The organism is Paenibacillus sp. FSL M7-0420 (assembly GCF_038002345.1).
Classification (GTDB): domain Bacteria; phylum Bacillota; class Bacilli; order Paenibacillales; family Paenibacillaceae; genus Paenibacillus_AQ.
The window spans coordinates 2,985,281-3,003,903 of record NZ_JBBOCJ010000001.1 but is presented as its reverse complement, the minus strand read 5'-3'; the positions used below and the strand labels follow the sequence as shown (position 1 = coordinate 3,003,903).

The window sequence follows — 18,623 nt, the reverse complement described above, 5'->3', positions numbered from 1 at the left end:
CGGAGTGCTCAGAACATCAGCGACTCCGCATATTTCTCCCCTTCCAGCAGGTCATATTCGACCAGACGGTAGTCATCCAGCAGCGCCTGCTGCTCAGGGGTCAGCTCCTTCAGAATTCCGGTATCGCCCGGCCCGATTAGCACCTTCTTGCTAAGTCCCGGAATTTCCGCCCGCACCTGCTCCAGCAGCTTATAAAAGGCCGGCAGCGTCTGCCCGGATAACCGGAAGACCGCAGGGCCGAGAAAGGCCGGGCTAAGCGTCCCGAGCGGCTCCTTCCCGATCTCAAAGTTAGCGAGTACCAGCAGCTTCGTCTCATGCTTCAGCCTTGGCTCCTGATCCCAGCCTGCTGCGGTATAGATCCCGGCGCTGAGCGCAGGCAGATGATCTCCCCAGAACACCGCGATGGTGGGCCGCTTGATCTTCAGCAGCTCCTGCTGGAGATAAGCCATGGCCTCGTCTGTCAGCTTGGTATCCTGCACATAAGTCTCCAGCTCATCCTTCTGCTCTGGCAGTCCGCCTTGAACGGTGATGGTATTCGGTCCGTTCAGGCCTTTGGTGAAGGGAAAATGATTCTGCATCGTCACCAGATGCAGGAATGCCGGGCCCGATGCCGCTTGAAGCTGCCGGACCGCCTCCTGTACAGCTGCTTTATCCGAGACATACCCCTCTGGAGTCAGGCGGTCAGCGTCCGGCAGATCCTTCTCACTTGTGAAGCGGTCGAACCCCAGCACCGGATAGACACGGTTACGGTTATAGAAGGTATCATCGAACGGATGCAGCGCCAGTGCCTCATACCCTCTGTCCTTCAGAATACTGACGATCGACGGCAGGGAGGACATTTTGACGATGCGCTGTTGATAAGGAATCGTTCCATCCCCCAGAAAATACATCGACAGCCCGGTCAGGGCCTCGAACTCCACATTAGCCGTATTGCCGCCGAATTCCGGGGACAGCAAATAACCGGACGGCGTCTGGCCCGCCACCCCATGGATGAACTTCAGCGGATCTTCGCTAAGCGTATATCCGGGCAGGCGCGTAGGGTCGAAGAACGCCTCATTCATCATAAACAGAATGTTCGGCTGCTCCCCTGGCGTGGCCTGTACCGGTGCCTCCGGCAATGCCGAATACTTGGCAGCTACCGCTTCAACCGCTTCACGGCTGTAGCCTTCCGGCTTGTCCATCAGGCTCTGCCGCAGATTCCCGGCGAACGCATAGACGAACCCGTTCTGCGTATAATTCACCTTCTGGTTCCAGAAGATGTTCTGATAGCTCATTGCTGCAACGACAGGAGATTGACCGGTGACCAGCACAAGAAACCACGCGCTTAGCCCCACAGATATTCCCGCCAGCGTCACGCGCAAGGACAGTCTGATCCGGTTCTTCGGCAGCTTAATAATTACAAGGACCAGACCGGCAACCAGCAGAACAGCGGTCACTATAGCAAACGGAGAGATCATCCCGCTGGTAATCTTGCTCATGCCTTCGGCATTCTTCAGCAGCATCAGATCCCACGGAAACAGCGGTTCGCCTCTCGTAGCCAGCTTCTGATCACTGGCAATCCCCAGCAGCACGAACAGCGCCGAGACCACCGCCGGCCCCGCATACGCATTCGGCACAATCACTGAGCTTAAGAGCAGGATGAAGAAAATAAACAGACTTCCGGTACAATACAGCCAAGGATAAGCGCCAACCCACTCCAATGCATGAAGCACATCCATCCGAAAAGAAGCAGCCTGCAAAAACAAATTCAGCCCAAATCCCACAGCCAGCAAAATGATCAATAAATACGACAAACGCTTCGATGGCAATAACCGTGACAAGTTCATTCACTCCTAACTGTTAAAGGAGTAGTATACGCCTTTTAGCTTAAAACCGCCTTAAAATTTAGTAGCCAAATGGGCACAACGCCAAAAAAAGAACAGCATCCAAACATCAGGCGCTGCTCTCTTCTTTATGTTCTACTCTCATCCCAGCGGGATAGACTGAAAAGGATAATAACTAATTAGGCCAAGGATTGGAGGGGGATTTTGGAACTGTAGGAGCGGTAGCGTCCGCCTTTGTCCCCGGATTTCCACCGCGGTAAGCGGTACAAATCAAGAAATCTGGGGACAACAGCGGCCGGAAGTCCAAATATTCACCGGAATGACGCCTGTGCCTAAGCCTACTTCACGTATATCCGGCTGCTCTCCTCCCAATATTCCCCAGGCTCCAGCCCGAACAAGCCAATTTCATCGGCAGGCAGATCCACCTTCGGGGCGTTCACCAGGTTGATCTGCGGCTCCGGGCAAAAGAAGCCTTCGGTCGCGCCGTTGTTCCAGATCATCCATTGCTTATACGAGGTGCCCACATCATACACCAGCGTAACTCCGGCCTTACTGTCGGTAAGCTCCATCCGGTTCCGTCCATTCTGGGCGGCTGCGGTGTAGTGGTTGTCCATTGACGCGTAGAACGGATACAATCCTTCGCCGCGCAGAGCCACTTCATCGGCAGTCAGCTCCTGGAATTTGCCGGTTGGCAGCATCCGCTCGTTAAGCTCCCAGCGTTCGCCGATCGTTAGCTTAACACGGTAGTCCTGCGCGCTGCTGCCTGGTGCGAACGGAGCATTAATCGCGGTATGGAACGCCAGCAGGCAAGGCATCAGCACATCGCCGTCATTGTGGACCAGCAGCTGCTGGGACAGGCCGCCTTCACCGAGCGTATAGCGCAGCTTGACCGTGTATTTGAACGGCAAATACTGATAGGACGGATGGTTCTCATCCACCTTGATCGCTACAGTAACGAAGCTTTCGCTTGTGCCGGTGCCGAATTCCTCTACCTCCCATGCAGCTGTATGTAGGAAGCCGTGCAGATGATTGCCGGTTTTGGCTTCATTGACAGGCAAATGATAGGTCTGTCCATTCCACGGGAACTCTCCATCCTCATAGCGGTTCGGCGGAAATAGTACAGGAATACCGTGAATGCCCGGGTTCGCCTTGAACGCTTCCATCTCTTCCGCGCCAGGCTCATGCAAGAAACGGTAACCGCTCTCAGTATCCCGGAAGCAGATCAGATTCCCGCCGATGCCCGGCAGAATAGCCGCTTCATAACGGCCGGCCTTCAGCCAGACAGCGGCTTCTCCCTCATAGTGTCCTTCAAATGCTGTAATCGGTGTCATTACAATAATCCCCTTCCATATGATCAAAATGACTCTCTCATAGATAGAGTACCACATCTGCCGGAATGGCAACATGCCATTTTTACAGCTGCTCCACTTCGACACTCATGACATGCTCGATTTTTTTCACATCATAATAGATTTCCGTAGCATAATCCTTGTCTGGCGCAGAAACGACCATGTCGATCATCTGCCTGCCATCCTCAAGATCCTTAATCTTCATTCGCCGGATGGTCCGGCCGGTTTTACGTGTTTTGCGCTGGTCGGTAATGACATTCCGCTGCTCAATCTTCTGAATCACATCCGTCAGAATATAATTCGGTTCCATAATGATTTTGATGGAGATCTCGTGCTTGTTCAGCACTTCGGGTCCGATGGCTTTGATAAGCAGCGGAACGGCGTTAACCGCGAACATAAGCAGTATAACCGCGTAACCCGCCTCTACATAAAAGCCCGCACCGACCGCGATCCCGATACCGGAAGCCGTCCAGATCAGCGCCGCCGAGGTCAGCCCGGAGATGGCATCTCCGCCTCTGCGCAGAATAACACCCGCCCCCAAAAAACCGATACCGCTGACAATCTGCGCCGCCAGACGCATCGGGTCCATGTTCGGATGCTCCGGTCCGCCGAATTTGTCATAGGCATGAATGGATACCAGAGTTACCAGACAGCTGGCGATGCTGATGACCATACTGGTCCGGATTCCCAGCGGTTTCTGTTTCAATTGGCGGTCAATGCCGATGAACAGCCCGAACAGCATGGCCACAAGCAGCTTGATGATTGACTCCATATGCAGCAGGTCCATATTCATAATTCATTTTCCTCCTTTCTCGCCCGTCATGGCACATAGAAACAGTATACCTGAAAAACGCTGCAATCTTTACTGAAATTTTCTGCTGCCAGGGTTACAAAAGAAACGGACGCCTATCCCCGCTAACCGGGAGCTTCAGGCAGTACTGCCTGAGGCTCCGGCCAGGAACATCGTCCGCTTCAGAGAAGACTTCACTTATTCCATCATATGAGCGATGAGTGACTTATAGAAGGATTAGCCGTGCAGGAGGGATTCCGCGCCGTCACAGTAGATTTCCGTACCCGTGATGTGATCCGAATCCTCAGAAGCCAGGAACAGCGCCAGCTTGGCCACCTGATCCGGACGCCCCGGCCCCTTCTCCAGCGGCTGCCCGCCATCCGGGAATTCCACTTCAATCTGCACTTCCTTAAGATCATCCGAAGGATAGGTATTATCATCGATATTCGTGGTAATTGCTCCCGGACAGATAGCGTTTACACGAATCTTGTACTGGGCCAGCTCAAGAGCAGCCATTTTCATAAAAGCCACCTGACCCGCCTTGGTCGTACTATAGGCAGAGAACCCGACATTGGAGAATACCCGGTTACCGTTGATCGAGCTGTTGATCAGAATGCTGCCGCCCTTCTCTTTGAGATGGGGGATGACATACTTGACAGTGGCGAAGGTGCCCCGCAGATTAATCTGAATCGTCTGATCCCAGGACTCGATGTCCATCGTCTCAATCGGTGTCATGGCCCCGTTAATTCCGGCATTGGCGAAGACCACATCCAGCTGTCCCCACTTCTCGATAACCTGTTTCACAGCATGCTCCACCTGCGGCGGATCAGCGATATCGCATTCAAACACTGCAGCTTCCCCGCCCTCCTTCGTGATCTGAGCGGCCACCTTCTCCGCATTCTCCACCGTCCGGTCCAGAAGTGCCACCTTGGCTCCGCTTCTGGCGAACTCCAGCACAGATGCCCGGCCGATGCCCGAGCCGCCTCCTGTAACAATCGCTACCTTGCCTTCCAGTTTCTTCGCAGTCATATGTCCAGTCGCCTCCATTTGGTGTTTGATGTTCAAGTTATGTTCTTTCCCTTAACTTTACCTCTCATACCCGGAAGTGAATCGGACCAGAACACCTGATAATGACAAAAAGCTTGACCCGCTGCCGGTTTAACCGGCGGCAGATCAAGCCCTAACATACATGAATGATAAGCCGTAAATCAGCCCAGCATCATCCGGTCGTCGGCCAGCTTATGGCCGCTGATCGCTTCGAATTCGCCAAGCAGACGCTCAACCGTCAGATCCTTCTTGCGCGTCTCATCGAAATCGAGGATGATGGAGCCTTTATCCATCATGATGAGCCGGTTACCCAGGCGGATCGCCTGATCCATGTTATGGGTAACCATCAGCGTAGTCAGCTTCATCTCACGGACAATGGATTCCGTAAGGGTGGTGATCAGCTCGGCGCGCGAAGGGTCCAGCGCAGCTGTATGCTCATCCAGCAGCAGAATCTGCGGCTGGGTGAAGGTCGCCATCAGCAGGCTCAGCGCCTGCCGCTCGCCTCCTGAGAGCAGTCCCACCTTGGCGCGCAGCCGGTCTTCCAGGCCGATGCCCAGGCGGCTGAGCTGTTCGCGGAACAGTGTGCGTCTGTGCGCATTGACACCCAAGGACAGCCCGCGGGGCTTACCCCGCTTGTAGGCCATGGCCAGGTTCTCCTCAATCGTCATATGCGGCGCAGTCCCGGCCATCGGGTCCTGGAAGACCCGGCCGATCCAGCGTGCGCGCTGATATTCCGCCAGATGGCTAATCGAGCTGCCCTCAATACGCGCTTCCCCCAGATCGGGCTTCATCACACCTGAGATAATATTCATCAGCGTAGATTTGCCGGCACCGTTGCTGCCGATAATCGTTACGAAATCCCCGGCGTTCAGTTCAAGATCAATCCCCAGCAGCGCGACCTTCTCATCCGGCGAGCCGGGGTTGAACAGCTTACATACATTATCAAGCTTTAACACTATCGGCCCCTCCTCTCTGCTTGCTGCGCTGAGCCAGCTCGGCAAGCTCTGCGGTCCGTCTGCGGGCCGTGCTCTTCTGCTTCACATACCGCTGAACCGACGGGAAGACGAGGGCAATAATGACGATAATTGCGGTGATCAGCTTCAGATCGGAAGCCTTGAGCCAAGATACCCGGAGGGCCAGAGCGACAACGATCCGGTACACGATTGAGCCGAGCAGCACAGCCAGTGTCGCCCGGAAGACGTTCTTCGCACCGAAGATCGCTTCCCCGATAATTACCGACGCTAGCCCGATGACAATCATCCCGATTCCCATCGAGGCATCTGCGAAGGTAGAATACTGGGCGATCAGTGCGCCTGAGAGCGCCACCAGCCCGTTCGACAGGCTGATCCCCAGAATGGTTGTTGTATCCGTGTTCACTCCGAAGCTGCGGATCATCCGCGAGTTGTCACCGGTGGCCCGCAGGGCCAGTCCCAGATCGGTACGCAGGAACAGATCCATCAGGATTTTGACCAGCACGACGATAAACGGCATGACCAGCAGAGGATTGATGGAGCTGAATAACGTATCCTCCCCCATCAGGGAGACATTCGGCTTCACCAGAATCCGCAGATTGATCGAATAGAGGGCAATCATCATCAGAATGCCGGACAATAGCCCGTTGATTTTCCCTTTGGTATGGAGCAGCCCGGTACACATCCCTGCCGCCATTCCGCCGAGCAGCGCACATAAGGTCGCCAGCAGCGGAGAATACCCGTTACCGATCATCACTGCGGCAATTGCGCCGCCTGTTGTGAAGCTTCCATCCACTGTCAGATCGGGAAAATCCAGAATACGGAAGGTAATATACACCCCAAGTGCCATGAATGCGTAGAGCAGGCCCATTTCCAGAGCCCCGATTAATGAATTATACATTGCTGACTTCCTCCTCAAGCGGCAAAGGGCGCCCAGCTCGGACGCACCCTGTTTATGAACTCTGTAGGTTATTGAATAATATTATTGCCCGGATCAGCCACTTCAGCCTTCATAGCATCCGTTACTTCAATTCCCTGTGCTGCCGCCGCCTTGAGATTAAGGACCAAGTCCAACTTCTCTTGCATCGTCACCTTCATATCACCGGGACTTTTTCCGTTCTTAAGCACTTCTACCGCCATTTGGCCGACCTGATAGCCATGATCATAGTATTTGAAGCCTACTGTAGCAAAAGCACCCTTCTCCACCGTATCACGGTCTGCCGAGAAGAACGGAAGCTTGTTGTCGTTAGCCGTCTGGATAATCGCGTCTACGCCACTGACAACGGAGTTATCGAGTGTAATGTACAGCGCATCGACGCGCCCTACAAGCGATTCCGCAGCCTGCTTCACTTCCGAAGTGTTCGTAATCGCCGCCTTCACCAGCTCGATCCCGTGCTTGTCCAGCTCACCCTTGGCGATATCTGCCATAACTACAGCATTGGGCTCCCCTTCATTAATGACCAGGCCCAACTTCTTCACCTTGGGGAACTGCGTCGCAATGAAGTTCATCAGGCGGGTAATCGACTCCGGATTGGTATCCGATGCGCCTGACACATTACCTCCGGGATGCTCCAGATCACTGACAATCTTGGCATCGAGAGGGTCGGTTACCGCAGCGAACAGAATCGGAGTGTCCTTAACATTCTGTACGACAGCCTGAGCCGAAGGTGTAGCAATCCCCAGCACCAGATCGTTCTTGTCGCCGGCAATCTTCTGGGCAATGGACAGGTTGTTCGCCTGGTCTGCCTGAGCGTTCTGAAGATCCACCTTCAGGTTCTCCCCTTCAACAATCCCTCCATCCTTCAGCGCAGCCAGGAATCCCTCACGGGTAGCGTCCAGTGACGGATGCTCCACGTATTGCGAGATGGCAATCTTATAGGATTTGGCATCGCCGGAGCCTGCATTTGAGGCTGGAGCTTCCGTCGCTGCGGCCGGGGCATTCCCGGTGCCCGCGTCATTCTTCACTGCTGCATTATTGTTCCCGCAACCGGCAGCTACGAGCATCAAGGCCATACTTAGCCCCATCCAAATCTTCTTCGTCTTCATCAGATTACCCCTCTTCTTGTACGGGTTCAGCGCGAGAACCTGGGCTAGCGGTCCAGCATTATCGCTTTCATCTTTAAAAGCATTAAAGCGAAGGCCCGCACCCTGTCCCCATCTGCTCCCCGAATCTATTAAACATATATTATATGTAGGTTGATTTCCCGTCAATCATTTAAGTAAGGTCCATATTTTACAAAATACGCACAATGAGTGTCTCCCCGCTTCAACAATCTGTGGTTTCTCTTGACATTGTTTGCTAAGGCCTGCAGCACATAAAAAAAGCGGTCCTGCACAAACTTACCTTAAAGTTTGAAGATGGAGCGTGCCCCATGCCAATAATCAATCTGCGTACCAGCAAAATTTTATTATCCTCCGCCATCCTTGCTACCGCCATTGCCGGAACAACCGCCTGCAGCTACACCAGCAAGGACAGCACTCCCAAGGTTAACTCACTGACGCCAACCGGAACGTTCGCAGGCAGCTATTATGAGAAGAATTCTTTTACCGACAAGGAAGGCAAGTATTGGATTCCGCTCAAACCGGCTGTCGCTTCCATCGGCTTCCGGATGAAGGATGACACGGCAAGCGGCGGCTATACCAAGCTCGGCTATAGTGATGTCATGTATATGCTGCGGCCGGATTCCAGCCAGGCATTCTCATTAGGCCAGCACATCACCCTTCCCGATGTCCCCGTCCGCCGTGAAGGTCAAATCTATATCACCCCCACCGCCTTGTCCAAGCTGCTGCAGACAGAGGTCGGCTGGAATCCCGGCACCGGCGAGATTAACATCGCAACCCCTTCCGAAAGGGAGAGTACAGAGGACTCCGGCAAGGTGGAGGCTGCAAAGCCGCTGCGGATTCAGAGTGTATCAAATGTGGACACGGGAGAGCTGGTCGCCTATGCCAAGAAATTTCTCGGTGTCCCCTACGATTTCGGTGCTGGCTCCTATGAGGAGACCAAGCGCTTCGACTGCTCGTCCTTTACACGCCATGTCTTTCAGAAATTCGGGGTGGATCTGCCCCGGCTGGCCAAAGATCAGGACAATATCGGCAGACGGGTATCGCGCAGCTCGCTGGAGCCCGGCGATCTGATCTTCTTCACCGTACCCGGACGTTTCGAGAGCGACGCGGTTCCCGGTCATGTCGGTATCTACATCGGCGGCGGGAATTTCATTCACACCTGGGGTGACCCCGGCGTGCAGATCAGTGAGCTGGACAGCGGATACTGGAGCAACGTAATTCTGCACATGCAGCGCGTACTCTAGACCCGGACACAATAAATGCAAGGAAGCTTTCCCGGGCTCGCTCACTTAGCGACAGGTCCGCTTCCTTGCATTTTTTTGCTGCAAATAAATGTTATTCCAAAGGTTACTTCCAGCTCTTCATGCAGAGATTCTCCGTTCGCTTCAACAATCACCCGCTATCCCTCTGCATCCCTGCCCGCACGAATCCTTTGAACCGGCTGCCCTGGTACGACAGCTCCCCCCGGTCCCCCTCAACAATCATGGCATACGCCCTCGGCTTCACTTCAAGCTCTCTGCGGCTGCCATTATGGAATTCAAAGGTCACATAATAACTCGTATGCGTCCCCATATGCCCTCTTCCGCCCCAGACCTCTGTCCGTTTGGCAACAGCCGTAACTACCCTTGATTGCAGAGGGCTGGTCTGGTTCGTCATCCAGATCTTGAGTCCTCTCCAAATCGTGTAAGCAACAACGCCCGCAATCAGCAGCAGAATGAGCTTTAACAAGAATGGCCCCTCCGTGAAAAATCCGCTCTGGCTGCTGGCCGCTGCCGGGTACAAACCGTTAAATACGCCTGCATTATGCAAATTAACTGCTCCTTCCGATCATTTTTTCACAAAAAGTTCAATTTACTAGAGAATACGCAGCGTAGCAGCTCCGGTTTCGTTATTCCTCAGTCGCAGGCCTTGAAATAATAGCGTATTATATTTGGTCCTGCTAAGATCCTATGATATGCTTTAACTACAATTTACAAAAAGGGGGGTGTTCTCATGAGGAGAGATTGGACGCGTCTGACGCTGCTGGATCTGCTGAAGGCTGTGTTTCTTCCGGTGCTGCTGCTGACTTTTCTGATCATGGCCCTCCAGATGCTGCAGGAACAAGAGCCTGAGATGCATTCTGTAAGGCCGGACCGCTATGAGCATAAGCTGGCCCAGCCAGTGCGCGTGCATCATACGCAGATCTATGACACCCAGGCCGTCCGGCTTGCTCCCCGTGAGAACCCGCTGACGCTGGAGTCCGGACCTCCCGGGCTGCTGCTCTGTGTATCGCTGCTCCCCTTCATTTACATTTTGCTGAAGCGGCGGCTGCTGCTTCCGCTGAAATATAATTCACATTTCGTAGGAGTACGGCTGTACGCTGAATGAAGCTGCAAGCGCCGTAATCCGCAACACAAATTCCGGTTTCCTGCTGAAAGGAGGAAATCTTATGAGAGTCAGATATAGAAATGCTGCACCCTTACGTTATTCCAAGACCTTGCGTCTGCTGTCCATTGTAGGCGGAGGATTACTTGCAGCCGTTGGTCTGGAGCTGTTCCTGATGCCGCATAAGCTGCTTCCGGGCGGCATTGCCGGATTATCCGCCCTGCTGTCCCATGTGACCGAAATGCGGCTTGGATTATTCCTGTTCCTGTTCAACCTTCCCTTTATTCTGATGTCGCGCAGGCAGATTAATCTCCGCTTTGCCTTGTATACGATGCTTGGCCTAATTTGTCTGACGGCAGGGTCTCTGGCCTTGCACCATTTCCCGGCGGCAATCAGCGAGCCGCTGCCCGCAGCTATTGCCGGGGGGCTATGTCTCGGGTTCGGCCTGGGCATCTCTGTACGCTTCGGAGGGCTGACCGCCGGAAGCGAGAAGCAGAGCGTCCGGCTGCTGAACGGAGGGCCGCCCAAATCGGCTGAGATGCCGATTATGCTGTTCAATATGCTCATCCTGCTCTACGGCGGATCATTATTCGGCTGGGATCAGGCGATGTACAGTATCATTGCGTATCTGCTTGCCTTTGAAGCGCTGCGGTTCTCCTTAAGGGACCTCTCGCTCACGCAGGCGGTCTTTATTACCAGCAGCAAATGCGAGGAGATCCGCCGCAAGCTCCAGCAGTCGCTGGACCGCGAGGTGAAGCTCGTAAGATCCACAGGACCGGAGGGCGAGCCTGGTACGGTCTTCTGCCTGGCAAGCAGGCTGGAGGAAGAACAGCTCGCCTCTATCGTGCATGACTGTGATCAGGATAGCAAGATTGTGATCAATGCCGCGCGGAACAACCGGATTCGTGCTCTGTTCCGCAATAAGCCGCCCGGCTGAGCTGTATGGGCTTCCAGGGTGGCGAAACGGATGAATTAACTACCTTCGCGCGAACACAATGTATGCTGTTTTTCATATACATTTGGTCCATATGCCTGCTTGGGAACATAATGTATGCTGTTTTTCACATACATTTAGACCGTATGCCTGTTTGAGAACATAATGTATGCTGTTTTTCACATACATTTGGTCCATATGCCTGCTTGCGAGCACAATATATGCTGTTTTTCACATACATTTGTTTCAAATGCCCCTCTACTATCCACAAATCTACACTCACCTTTTCCACAGCAGCAGGAAACTATAGTTTCCTATATAACAAGTAAAAAGGAGCTGTCCCAAAAGCCGTGAAATGGCTACTTGGGACAGCTCCTTTTTGAGTGAGGAATAGGATCAACGTGGGCACTTGGGTGGACGCTCCGCGAACGGACCGTTGTTACAATCGCTGTGGTCTCCAGATTTTATTTATTTCCCTGATCGGTAAAAATCCGCAGACTGCTGATGCTTCCGAAGCGAGCTTTCCTGAGGAAAGCTTTCAGGCGACCGCTGTCGCTTTTCCACAATCGTTCCGTCCTCTCCGCTGTTTAAGCGGGATACGAAACACCCAAACCTTTTAAGTTCCTGCTTCGATCAACAAAACCTATATCTTATTCAAACTTAACATGCAATTGGTCATTTGCAGCTTGGTTTAATACATTATGGGCACGCTGCCGTGCTTGTTCCATGTGCGGCTGTAAATACGGTTTCGAGAACGGTCTTCATCCGCTGGGAACAGAAACGATTCAAAGTACGAAAGTCTGGCCGCTGCCGTCCGGCGAGCCACATGAAGAGGAGGTTCTCCCGGACGGATTGGCGATTTGACGAGAAGAATAGATTCGCTGGGTGTAGGCGTAAATGATGACTTTGATCAGCATTTTGGGATGGTAGCTGTCACGGCCACCACCAGGGTAGGCCGCGTCAAAGATGGCGTCATCCAGCCGATGAACTGCGGCATTCACGACACGAACGAGGTGATGTTCAGGAATATCTTATTCAAGATCCATTGGCAAGCAAAGTTGGTCCATGGTCCATTTCCCGCTTAAACAGCGGAGAGAACGAAATGACCCGCGGAAAAGCGATAGCGGTCGCCTGAAAGCTTTCCGCAGGAAAGCTCGCTTCGGAAGCATCAGCAGTCTCCGGATTTTCACCGCTAAGGGGAATGAAAAAAATTCTTACGAGTACAGCGATTGTAACAACGTTTCGTTCGCGGAGCGTCCTCACCGAGCGTAAACGTCCATCCAACCCCAAAACAAGGGGTGCCCCAGCCAGTTCATGGCTATGGACATCCCCTTTTTGGATTACAAACCTATCGGAGATTCCTGAATCCCGCTATTTGTCAGCGGAACATCCCCCATAAGCGGATCAGGTGAAACGTATTGTTCGGATCAATCTTTTGGGCAATGACGAATTTCACAATTTGTTCTTCCTGTGCGTTCGTCAGCTTCTCATGCATCACCGCCGAGGCATTACGCACCAGCTTGCGCACGACTGCTGTATCCTGCAGCTCCTGTTTGGAGATGCCGGTAATCATATTCTTGACGCGTTCCTTGACCGCCGGATTCTTCATCTTCAGCTTGATGCGATCCACCAGCTGGGGACTGATTCCATATTGCTGATAACCCAAGTACAGCACCTCCTGTCATATCCAATCATTCACAGTATATGAGGGCAGGTGCCCGGATGTGCCTGTTCAGTCAATTAAATCCCCCTGGAAAATTTGTTCCTGCTGTAAATACCCGCGCAGCGGCGCAACATCCGCCGAGGTCCAGAATGAAGCCTCCCGCAGCAGCTCAGCGGCATCATCGCGCGCCTGCTCAAGCGTCTCGAAGTCAGCAGTCATATCCGCCAGACGGAATTCCGGCAGGCCGCTCTGCTTCGTCCCGAAGAAATCCCCCGGTCCCCGCAGCTCCAGATCCCGCCTTGATACCTCGAACCCGTCATCCGTATCTGTCATCGCGGTCATCCGCTCGCGCCCGATCTCCGACTTCGGATCAGCCATCAGCACACAGTAGGAAGCATGCTCCCCTCTGCCGACCCGGCCGCGCAGCTGATGCAGCTGAGACAGCCCGAAGCGGTCAGCGTCCATGATGATCATCAGCGTAGCATTCGGGACATCGACACCGACCTCTACGACCGTTGTAGACACCAGAAGCTGCAGTTCGTTACTGTAGAAGTTCCGCATGACTTCATCCTTCTCAGACGGCGTCATTCTCCCGTGAAGCAAGCCCACCTTATAGTCCGGAAAAGCCTGCGACATCTGCACATGCAGATCAATCGCATTCTGCACATCCAGCTTCTCCGACTCCTCAATCAGCGGACAGATCAGATAAGCCTGCCGCCCCTGCCCGATCTCGCGGCTGATCAGGTTCATCACCCGCTCCATCAGATCCGGCTTCACCCAGTAGGTGGTGATCGGCACACGCCCCTTCGGCCGTTCGGACAGCGTAGACACATCCATATCGCCAAAGACAGTGATCGCCAGCGTCCTCGGAATCGGAGTGGCGGTCATCGTCAGCACATCCGGGTTGTACCCCTTGCGCCGCAGAACACTGCGCTGATTCACCCCGAAGCGGTGCTGCTCATCCGTAACCACAAGCCCCAGGCTGCGGAAGAAGACATCCTCCTGAATCAGCGCATGGGTTCCGACAACCACATCCAGCATCCCCATCTGTAGAGAGGCCAGCAGGTCCTTCCGTTTGCGGCCGGATACGCTCCCGGTCAGCAAGCCCACGGTGATGCCGAACGGCTCGAACATCCTCGTGAGCGAGCGCATATGCTGCTCTGCCAGGATTTCAGTCGGGACCATCAGCGCACCCTGAAATCCGGATCTTACAGTCGCGTAGAGCGCAATCGCTGCGAGTACGGTTTTGCCGGAGCCCACATCGCCTTGAAGCAGCCGGTTCATACAATACCCTGAACGCATATCCTGCAGAATCTCAAGCTCCACATGCTTCTGGGCATCGGTCAGCTCAAACGGCAGGCTGCGCACGAACTGTCTTACGGTTGCATTGTCCACCGTATGAACCACACCATCCATCCGGCCGCGGTTCAGCACGCGGAAGGCTTGTACCTTGAGCTGGAACAGAAACAGCTCCTCATACACCATCCGGCGTCTTCCCTGCTGCCCCTCGCGCGTATCCTCCGGCTGATGGATCGTGGCAATGGCCCGCTTGCGTGACATGAAGTCATATTTGCGCATAATGCTGTGCGGCAGAATCTCCGGGATCAGGTCCCCGTACTGCTGCAGAGCCTGGCCAATAATTCGGCGGATCCAGGACTGTGTAATCTTGCCCCCGATTGAGTATACCGGTTGCAGTGTTCCTGTCTTGCCTTCGCCCCGGTCCGGGAATTCATAGTTAGTCACCGTAATCTGATTGCGCTTCTGGTCCCACTTCCCCGTAAGCACCACTTCACGGCCGACCGTCAATTGTTCACGCGCATAATGCTGGTTGAACCACGTAGCAGTGAACATCCACGGCTCTGCCACCATCTTGCAGCTCATGCGGGACTTGCCCCCGAAGCGCTGGAGCACCGGAATACCGATGACCTTGGCTACTACGGTCGCCTTATCGCCGTGTTTGACCTCACTGAGAGATTTCGGACGGAAATCCTCATACCGGAAAGGGTAATACTCCAGCAAGTCCTTCACTGTAAAGACGCCAAAGGCGTGAAGCTCACTTTGCTTTTGAGCGCTCACGCCAGTTATTTGTTTCACTTCAATTGAATCCAAAGTAAGCACCATGTTCATCCCCTATACTTAGGCGGGCCAGATGAATACGGCTAAGGTTCCGTTCCCGACATGGCTGCCCACGACAGGGCCGACATTGGTCAGAACCTTCTCTTTCAAGGTGAAATGTCCGGCTAATTCCCGCAGGAACTCTTCGCCGGAAGCCGGTTCAGCTGTATGACCCACGGCCACATGTATTGTATTCACACCCGGCAGATCTGCCTTGAACAGCTCGATCATGCGGGCGACTGCCTTCTTGCGTCCCCTGACCTTCTCTACCGCATAGATAATTCCTTCCGCATCAATGGACAGGATCGGCTTGATATTGAGCAGCGTACCCAGGATGGCCGATGCCTTGCCGATTCTCCCGCCCTTTTGCAGATATTCCAGTGTATCCACAAGGAAATACAGCTTGCGGGATTGGCGCAGACTCTCCACCTTCGCCAGAATCTCAGCAGGAGCATGCCCCTCTTCCGCCAGCCGGGCGGCTTCCACGACCATGAACCCGAAGCCGTATGAGGCGGAGAGGCTATCTACCACGGTGATAGCTTCTCCCTCCTCTTCAAGCATGGATTTGGCCATGACAGCAGACTGGTAGGTGCCGCTTAAGCCGGAGGAGATGTGGAAGGACAGGATTGAGCTGCCCGGATGCTGCTCCTGTATACGGCGGTACACATTCATATATTCTACAGGAGACGGCTGCGAAGTGGTCGGCAATTGCGGCGAGCGGGGAAGACGCTCGTAGAACTGTTCCGGAGTCATATCCACATTATCCCGGAATGCCTCTTCGCCGAACATCAGCGTCAGCGGAACGACTTCAATGCCGTACTGCTCCGCCAGAGCAGGCGGGATATCGGAGGTGCTGTCGGTAACGATTACGGTACGATTCATAATGTTCCTCCCCATACTATGATTTGGCTGTTCCACTCTGCTTGATTAGGGCACTTAAGAGTAAGAGATTCTACGGCTCAACTGAGAAAAGATAATAGTACAGCGGCTGGCCGCCTTCATGAATCTCTACCTCAACCTGCGGGTACGTCTCTTCCAGCCAGCTGCCGAGGGCATCCGTAATATCCGCCTCGGTGTCTGCACCGGTCAGCACAGTAACGATCTCGTCACCATTCACCAGCATGCTTGACAGCAGCTGCTTGCTGACCGTAAACAAATCATCGGCAGCTGCAACAATCTTGGAGCTCTCGATGCCGATATACTGACCGGATTTGATCTCCAGATTCTCCATTACGGTATCCCGTACAGCATTGGTAATCTGTCCGGATTTGACCTGGGCAATCGCCTCCAGCATATTGCTGGTGTTGGTATCAACCGCATCCTCTTCCTGGAAGGCAAAGGCAGCCGAGATCCCCTGGGGGATACTTTTGCTTGGAATCACTGTAATCTCACGTTCGCCCTCCAGCAGCTCCTTGGCCTGCTGCGCAGCCAGGACGATATTGGAGTTATTCGGCAGAATGTAGATATGCTTCGCCGAAATGGAAGAGATCGCATTCACGAAATCCTCTGTGCTGGGATTCATCGTCTGGCCGCCGGCCAGGATCGCATCGACACCCAGACTGCGGAAGATATCCGAGATTCCGTCTCCCGAGGAGACCGCAATGAAGCCGTACGGCGCCAGATCATCCGCAGGAGGAACCGCCGGCGCCTGAACGCTGGCCTTCTCTTCCGGGATATCGGCGAAGACATCCGGCATCGGTGCGATGTCCATACCGGCAGTCAACAGATCGCGGTGCTGCTCACGCATGTTAAGGATGTGAATCTGGGTAATCTCCCCGTGGACGAGCGCCAGGTTAAGTACCTCTCCGGGAGTCTTGGAATGCACATGCACCTTGATTGTCTCATCATCTGAGATGACGATGATCGAATCCCCGTTAACTGATAACGCTTTCCGAAAAGCTTCCTCATCAAAATCCGCTTTCACGGCTGCGCCAAGCTGACGGTTAATGAAAAATTCCATATCATATAAAAATTCAATGTCTTCCGTATGGAGCTGTGATTGCGCGGAAGACTGTACGGAGGACAACGCATGCTCAGGTTTGGTTAGCAGCGGCGCCGGCACAGATACAGGGGCCGCAGCTTGTCCTTGCACAGGAGTCTGTACAGGTGCTGAGACTGCTCCGCTGGTCAGATGCTGGTGGAAGCCTTCATAGATGTAGACCAGACCCTGGCCACCCGAATCCACCACGCCCACCTGCTTCAGCACAGGCAGCAGCTCAGGTGTATGCGCCAAGGCTTCCTTGGCTTTGGCAAGGACTTCGGTCATCAGCTCGATAATATCCGTTGTGCGGCGTGCATAATACACTGCATGTCTTGCAGCTTCCTTGGCAACCGTAAGAATGGTGCCTTCAACCGGCTTCACCACTGCCTTATAGGCGGTATCTACCCCGGTCTGCAGTGCTGCAGCGAACTGCTGTGTATTAAGCTCATCATATTGGGCCGCATAACGTCCAAGACCTCTGAACAGCTGTGACAAAATAACGCCGGAGTTCCCCCGCGCGCCCATCAATAGTCCCTTCGACAGCACTCCCGCACATTGACCGACAGAGGCTGTGTTGTTTCTCTTCAATTCGTTCGCGCCTGCGGTCATGGTCAGATTCATGTTCGTGCCCGTATCGCCATCCGGCACCGGAAACACATTCAATGAATTGACATGCTCGGCATGCTGCTGCAGCATTTCCGCACCGGCTAGTACCATTGCGGTAAAATCTGTCCCGTTTATAGAACGCTTACTCAATGAGAATTCCCCTTCCTAACTTCATGCCTAATCAATTCGATGATCAACTGGACATAATGCACTAATTTATATTGTACTATAAGAGTCTACAGAAATAAATGTTTTTGAATCGGTTGACGAAGCAATTTTTGCTGTGATATGATATTCAAGTATTGTTTTACGCAGGTGTAAGTAACAAGGAGGTGTAATCTATGTCCCGCACATGTACAGTAACAGGCAAGAAACCGGGCAGCGGTAACCACGTGTCTCACGCTAACAACCGCAACCGTCGCTCTTGGGGAGTTAACGTTCAGAAGGTTCGTATCCTGGTGAACGGCAAACCGAAACGCGTGTACGTCAGCACCCGTGCTTTGAAATCCGGTAAAGTTGAACGCGTCTAGTATCCGGTCATTGCCGGGCCTAGCGGTATCTCATACCAAGTAGAAACGGACATGCCGTCCTTTCATAGACGGTATCCGTTTCAGCGAGAATAGAAGAGATATTATATTTGTAGCAAAAAGCACCCTTTACATTCGTAAGGTGCTTTTTTTCATATTTACTTGTCTTCTTTAACCTAACTCTTCTGAAACGTGTTCAAAATCGCTTTAACAAAACCTCCCAAAAATCTTGGCAGCTTGAACGTATAAAATTTCATAGTTAACCCTCCCATCAATTCATGCCGTGCAGTAGGAGACTATCCTGTCTAGATGAAGAATATACCATCGATTGCAGACCTCCGCAAAAAAGGCTACATGAGATTTCTGCTCATGTAACCATATTTATGCGA

At 53.4% G+C, this 18,623-nt stretch carries 17 protein-coding genes and 1 pseudogene; 4 read left to right on the top strand and 14 right to left on the bottom strand.

What is annotated here, in order from left to right; genetic code table 11:
• Positions 1–8: 8 nt before the first annotated feature.
• From MKX51_RS12610 to MKX51_RS12580, 7 genes are all read right to left on the bottom strand, one after another.
• The gene (locus MKX51_RS12610) at positions 9–1,820 is read right to left on the bottom strand and encodes an LTA synthase family protein (RefSeq protein WP_340992595.1); all 1,812 of its coding nucleotides are present in this window, start codon (positions 1,818–1,820) and stop codon (positions 9–11) included.
• Between the two features lie 341 nt (positions 1,821–2,161).
• On the bottom strand, positions 2,162–3,154 hold the full coding sequence (locus MKX51_RS12605) for an aldose 1-epimerase (protein WP_340941304.1): 993 nt from the start codon (positions 3,152–3,154) through the stop codon (positions 2,162–2,164).
• A gap of 82 nt (positions 3,155–3,236) precedes the next feature.
• On the bottom strand, positions 3,237–3,959 hold the full coding sequence (locus tag MKX51_RS12600) for an MgtC/SapB family protein (protein WP_340944578.1): 723 nt from the start codon (positions 3,957–3,959) through the stop codon (positions 3,237–3,239).
• A gap of 240 nt (positions 3,960–4,199) precedes the next feature.
• Positions 4,200–4,991, bottom strand: coding sequence for an SDR family oxidoreductase (locus tag MKX51_RS12595; protein WP_340992594.1), 792 nt, complete (start codon positions 4,989–4,991; stop codon positions 4,200–4,202).
• A 179-nt stretch (positions 4,992–5,170) separates the two neighbouring features.
• Positions 5,171–5,965 (bottom strand): ABC transporter ATP-binding protein, encoded by a 795-nt coding sequence (locus tag MKX51_RS12590; protein WP_076074433.1) that lies wholly within the window; start codon positions 5,963–5,965, stop codon positions 5,171–5,173.
• Positions 5,952–6,881 carry an ABC transporter permease gene (locus tag MKX51_RS12585; protein ID WP_340941306.1) on the bottom strand — a complete coding sequence of 310 codons (930 nt, stop codon included), beginning with the start codon at positions 6,879–6,881 and terminating at the stop codon, positions 5,952–5,954. The genes MKX51_RS12590 and MKX51_RS12585 overlap by 14 nt, the downstream gene beginning before the upstream one ends.
• A 68-nt stretch (positions 6,882–6,949) precedes the next feature.
• Positions 6,950–8,026, bottom strand: coding sequence for an ABC transporter substrate-binding protein (locus MKX51_RS12580; protein ID WP_340941307.1), 1,077 nt, complete (start codon positions 8,024–8,026; stop codon positions 6,950–6,952).
• A 326-nt stretch (positions 8,027–8,352) separates the two neighbouring features.
• On the opposite strand from MKX51_RS12580, the gene MKX51_RS12575 reads away from it, so the two are divergent.
• Positions 8,353–9,288, top strand: a complete 936-nt coding sequence (locus MKX51_RS12575) for a C40 family peptidase (RefSeq protein WP_340992593.1) — start codon at positions 8,353–8,355, stop codon at positions 9,286–9,288.
• Between the two features lie 148 nt (positions 9,289–9,436).
• Here MKX51_RS12575 and MKX51_RS12570 read toward each other — a convergent pair whose 3' ends face one another.
• Complete coding sequence (locus tag MKX51_RS12570; protein WP_340992592.1) at positions 9,437–9,853, bottom strand: DUF2500 domain-containing protein; 417 nt, start codon at positions 9,851–9,853, stop codon at positions 9,437–9,439.
• A gap of 183 nt (positions 9,854–10,036) precedes the next feature.
• On the opposite strand from MKX51_RS12570, the gene MKX51_RS12565 reads away from it, so the two are divergent.
• Both MKX51_RS12565 and MKX51_RS12560 read left to right on the top strand, forming a co-directional pair.
• Positions 10,037–10,411, top strand: coding sequence for a hypothetical protein (locus MKX51_RS12565; RefSeq protein WP_340992591.1), 375 nt, complete (start codon positions 10,037–10,039; stop codon positions 10,409–10,411).
• Positions 10,412–10,472: 61 nt separating this feature from the next.
• Positions 10,473–11,345 (top strand): YitT family protein, encoded by an 873-nt coding sequence (locus MKX51_RS12560; RefSeq protein ID WP_340941311.1) that lies wholly within the window; start codon positions 10,473–10,475, stop codon positions 11,343–11,345.
• Between the two features lie 729 nt (positions 11,346–12,074).
• Here MKX51_RS12560 and MKX51_RS33185 read toward each other — a convergent pair.
• The 5 genes and pseudogenes from MKX51_RS33185 to MKX51_RS12530 all read right to left on the bottom strand — a co-directional run.
• A pseudogene (locus MKX51_RS33185) lies at positions 12,075–12,370 on the bottom strand (transposase); the annotation flags it as partial.
• Positions 12,371–12,720: 350 nt separating this feature from the next.
• The gene (locus tag MKX51_RS12545) at positions 12,721–13,008 is read right to left on the bottom strand and encodes a stage VI sporulation protein F (RefSeq protein ID WP_340992590.1); all 288 of its coding nucleotides are present in this window, start codon (positions 13,006–13,008) and stop codon (positions 12,721–12,723) included.
• A gap of 66 nt (positions 13,009–13,074) precedes the next feature.
• The gene (gene recG / locus MKX51_RS12540; RefSeq protein WP_340941316.1) at positions 13,075–15,126 is read right to left on the bottom strand and encodes an ATP-dependent DNA helicase RecG; all 2,052 of its coding nucleotides are present in this window, start codon (positions 15,124–15,126) and stop codon (positions 13,075–13,077) included.
• A gap of 15 nt (positions 15,127–15,141) precedes the next feature.
• Positions 15,142–16,002, bottom strand: a complete 861-nt coding sequence (locus MKX51_RS12535) for a DegV family protein (RefSeq protein ID WP_340941317.1) — start codon at positions 16,000–16,002, stop codon at positions 15,142–15,144.
• 70 nt (positions 16,003–16,072) lie between these two features.
• Positions 16,073–17,857, bottom strand: a complete 1,785-nt coding sequence (locus tag MKX51_RS12530; protein WP_340992589.1) for a DAK2 domain-containing protein — start codon at positions 17,855–17,857, stop codon at positions 16,073–16,075.
• Between the two features lie 191 nt (positions 17,858–18,048).
• On the opposite strand from MKX51_RS12530, the gene rpmB reads away from it, so the two are divergent.
• Positions 18,049–18,237 (top strand): 50S ribosomal protein L28, encoded by a 189-nt coding sequence (gene rpmB / locus MKX51_RS12525; protein ID WP_076074411.1) that lies wholly within the window; start codon positions 18,049–18,051, stop codon positions 18,235–18,237.
• A 173-nt stretch (positions 18,238–18,410) separates the two neighbouring features.
• Here rpmB and spoVM read toward each other — a convergent pair whose 3' ends face one another.
• Complete coding sequence (gene spoVM / locus MKX51_RS12520; RefSeq protein WP_020431362.1) at positions 18,411–18,491, bottom strand: stage V sporulation protein SpoVM; 81 nt, start codon at positions 18,489–18,491, stop codon at positions 18,411–18,413.
• Between the last annotated feature and the right edge of the window lie 132 nt (positions 18,492–18,623).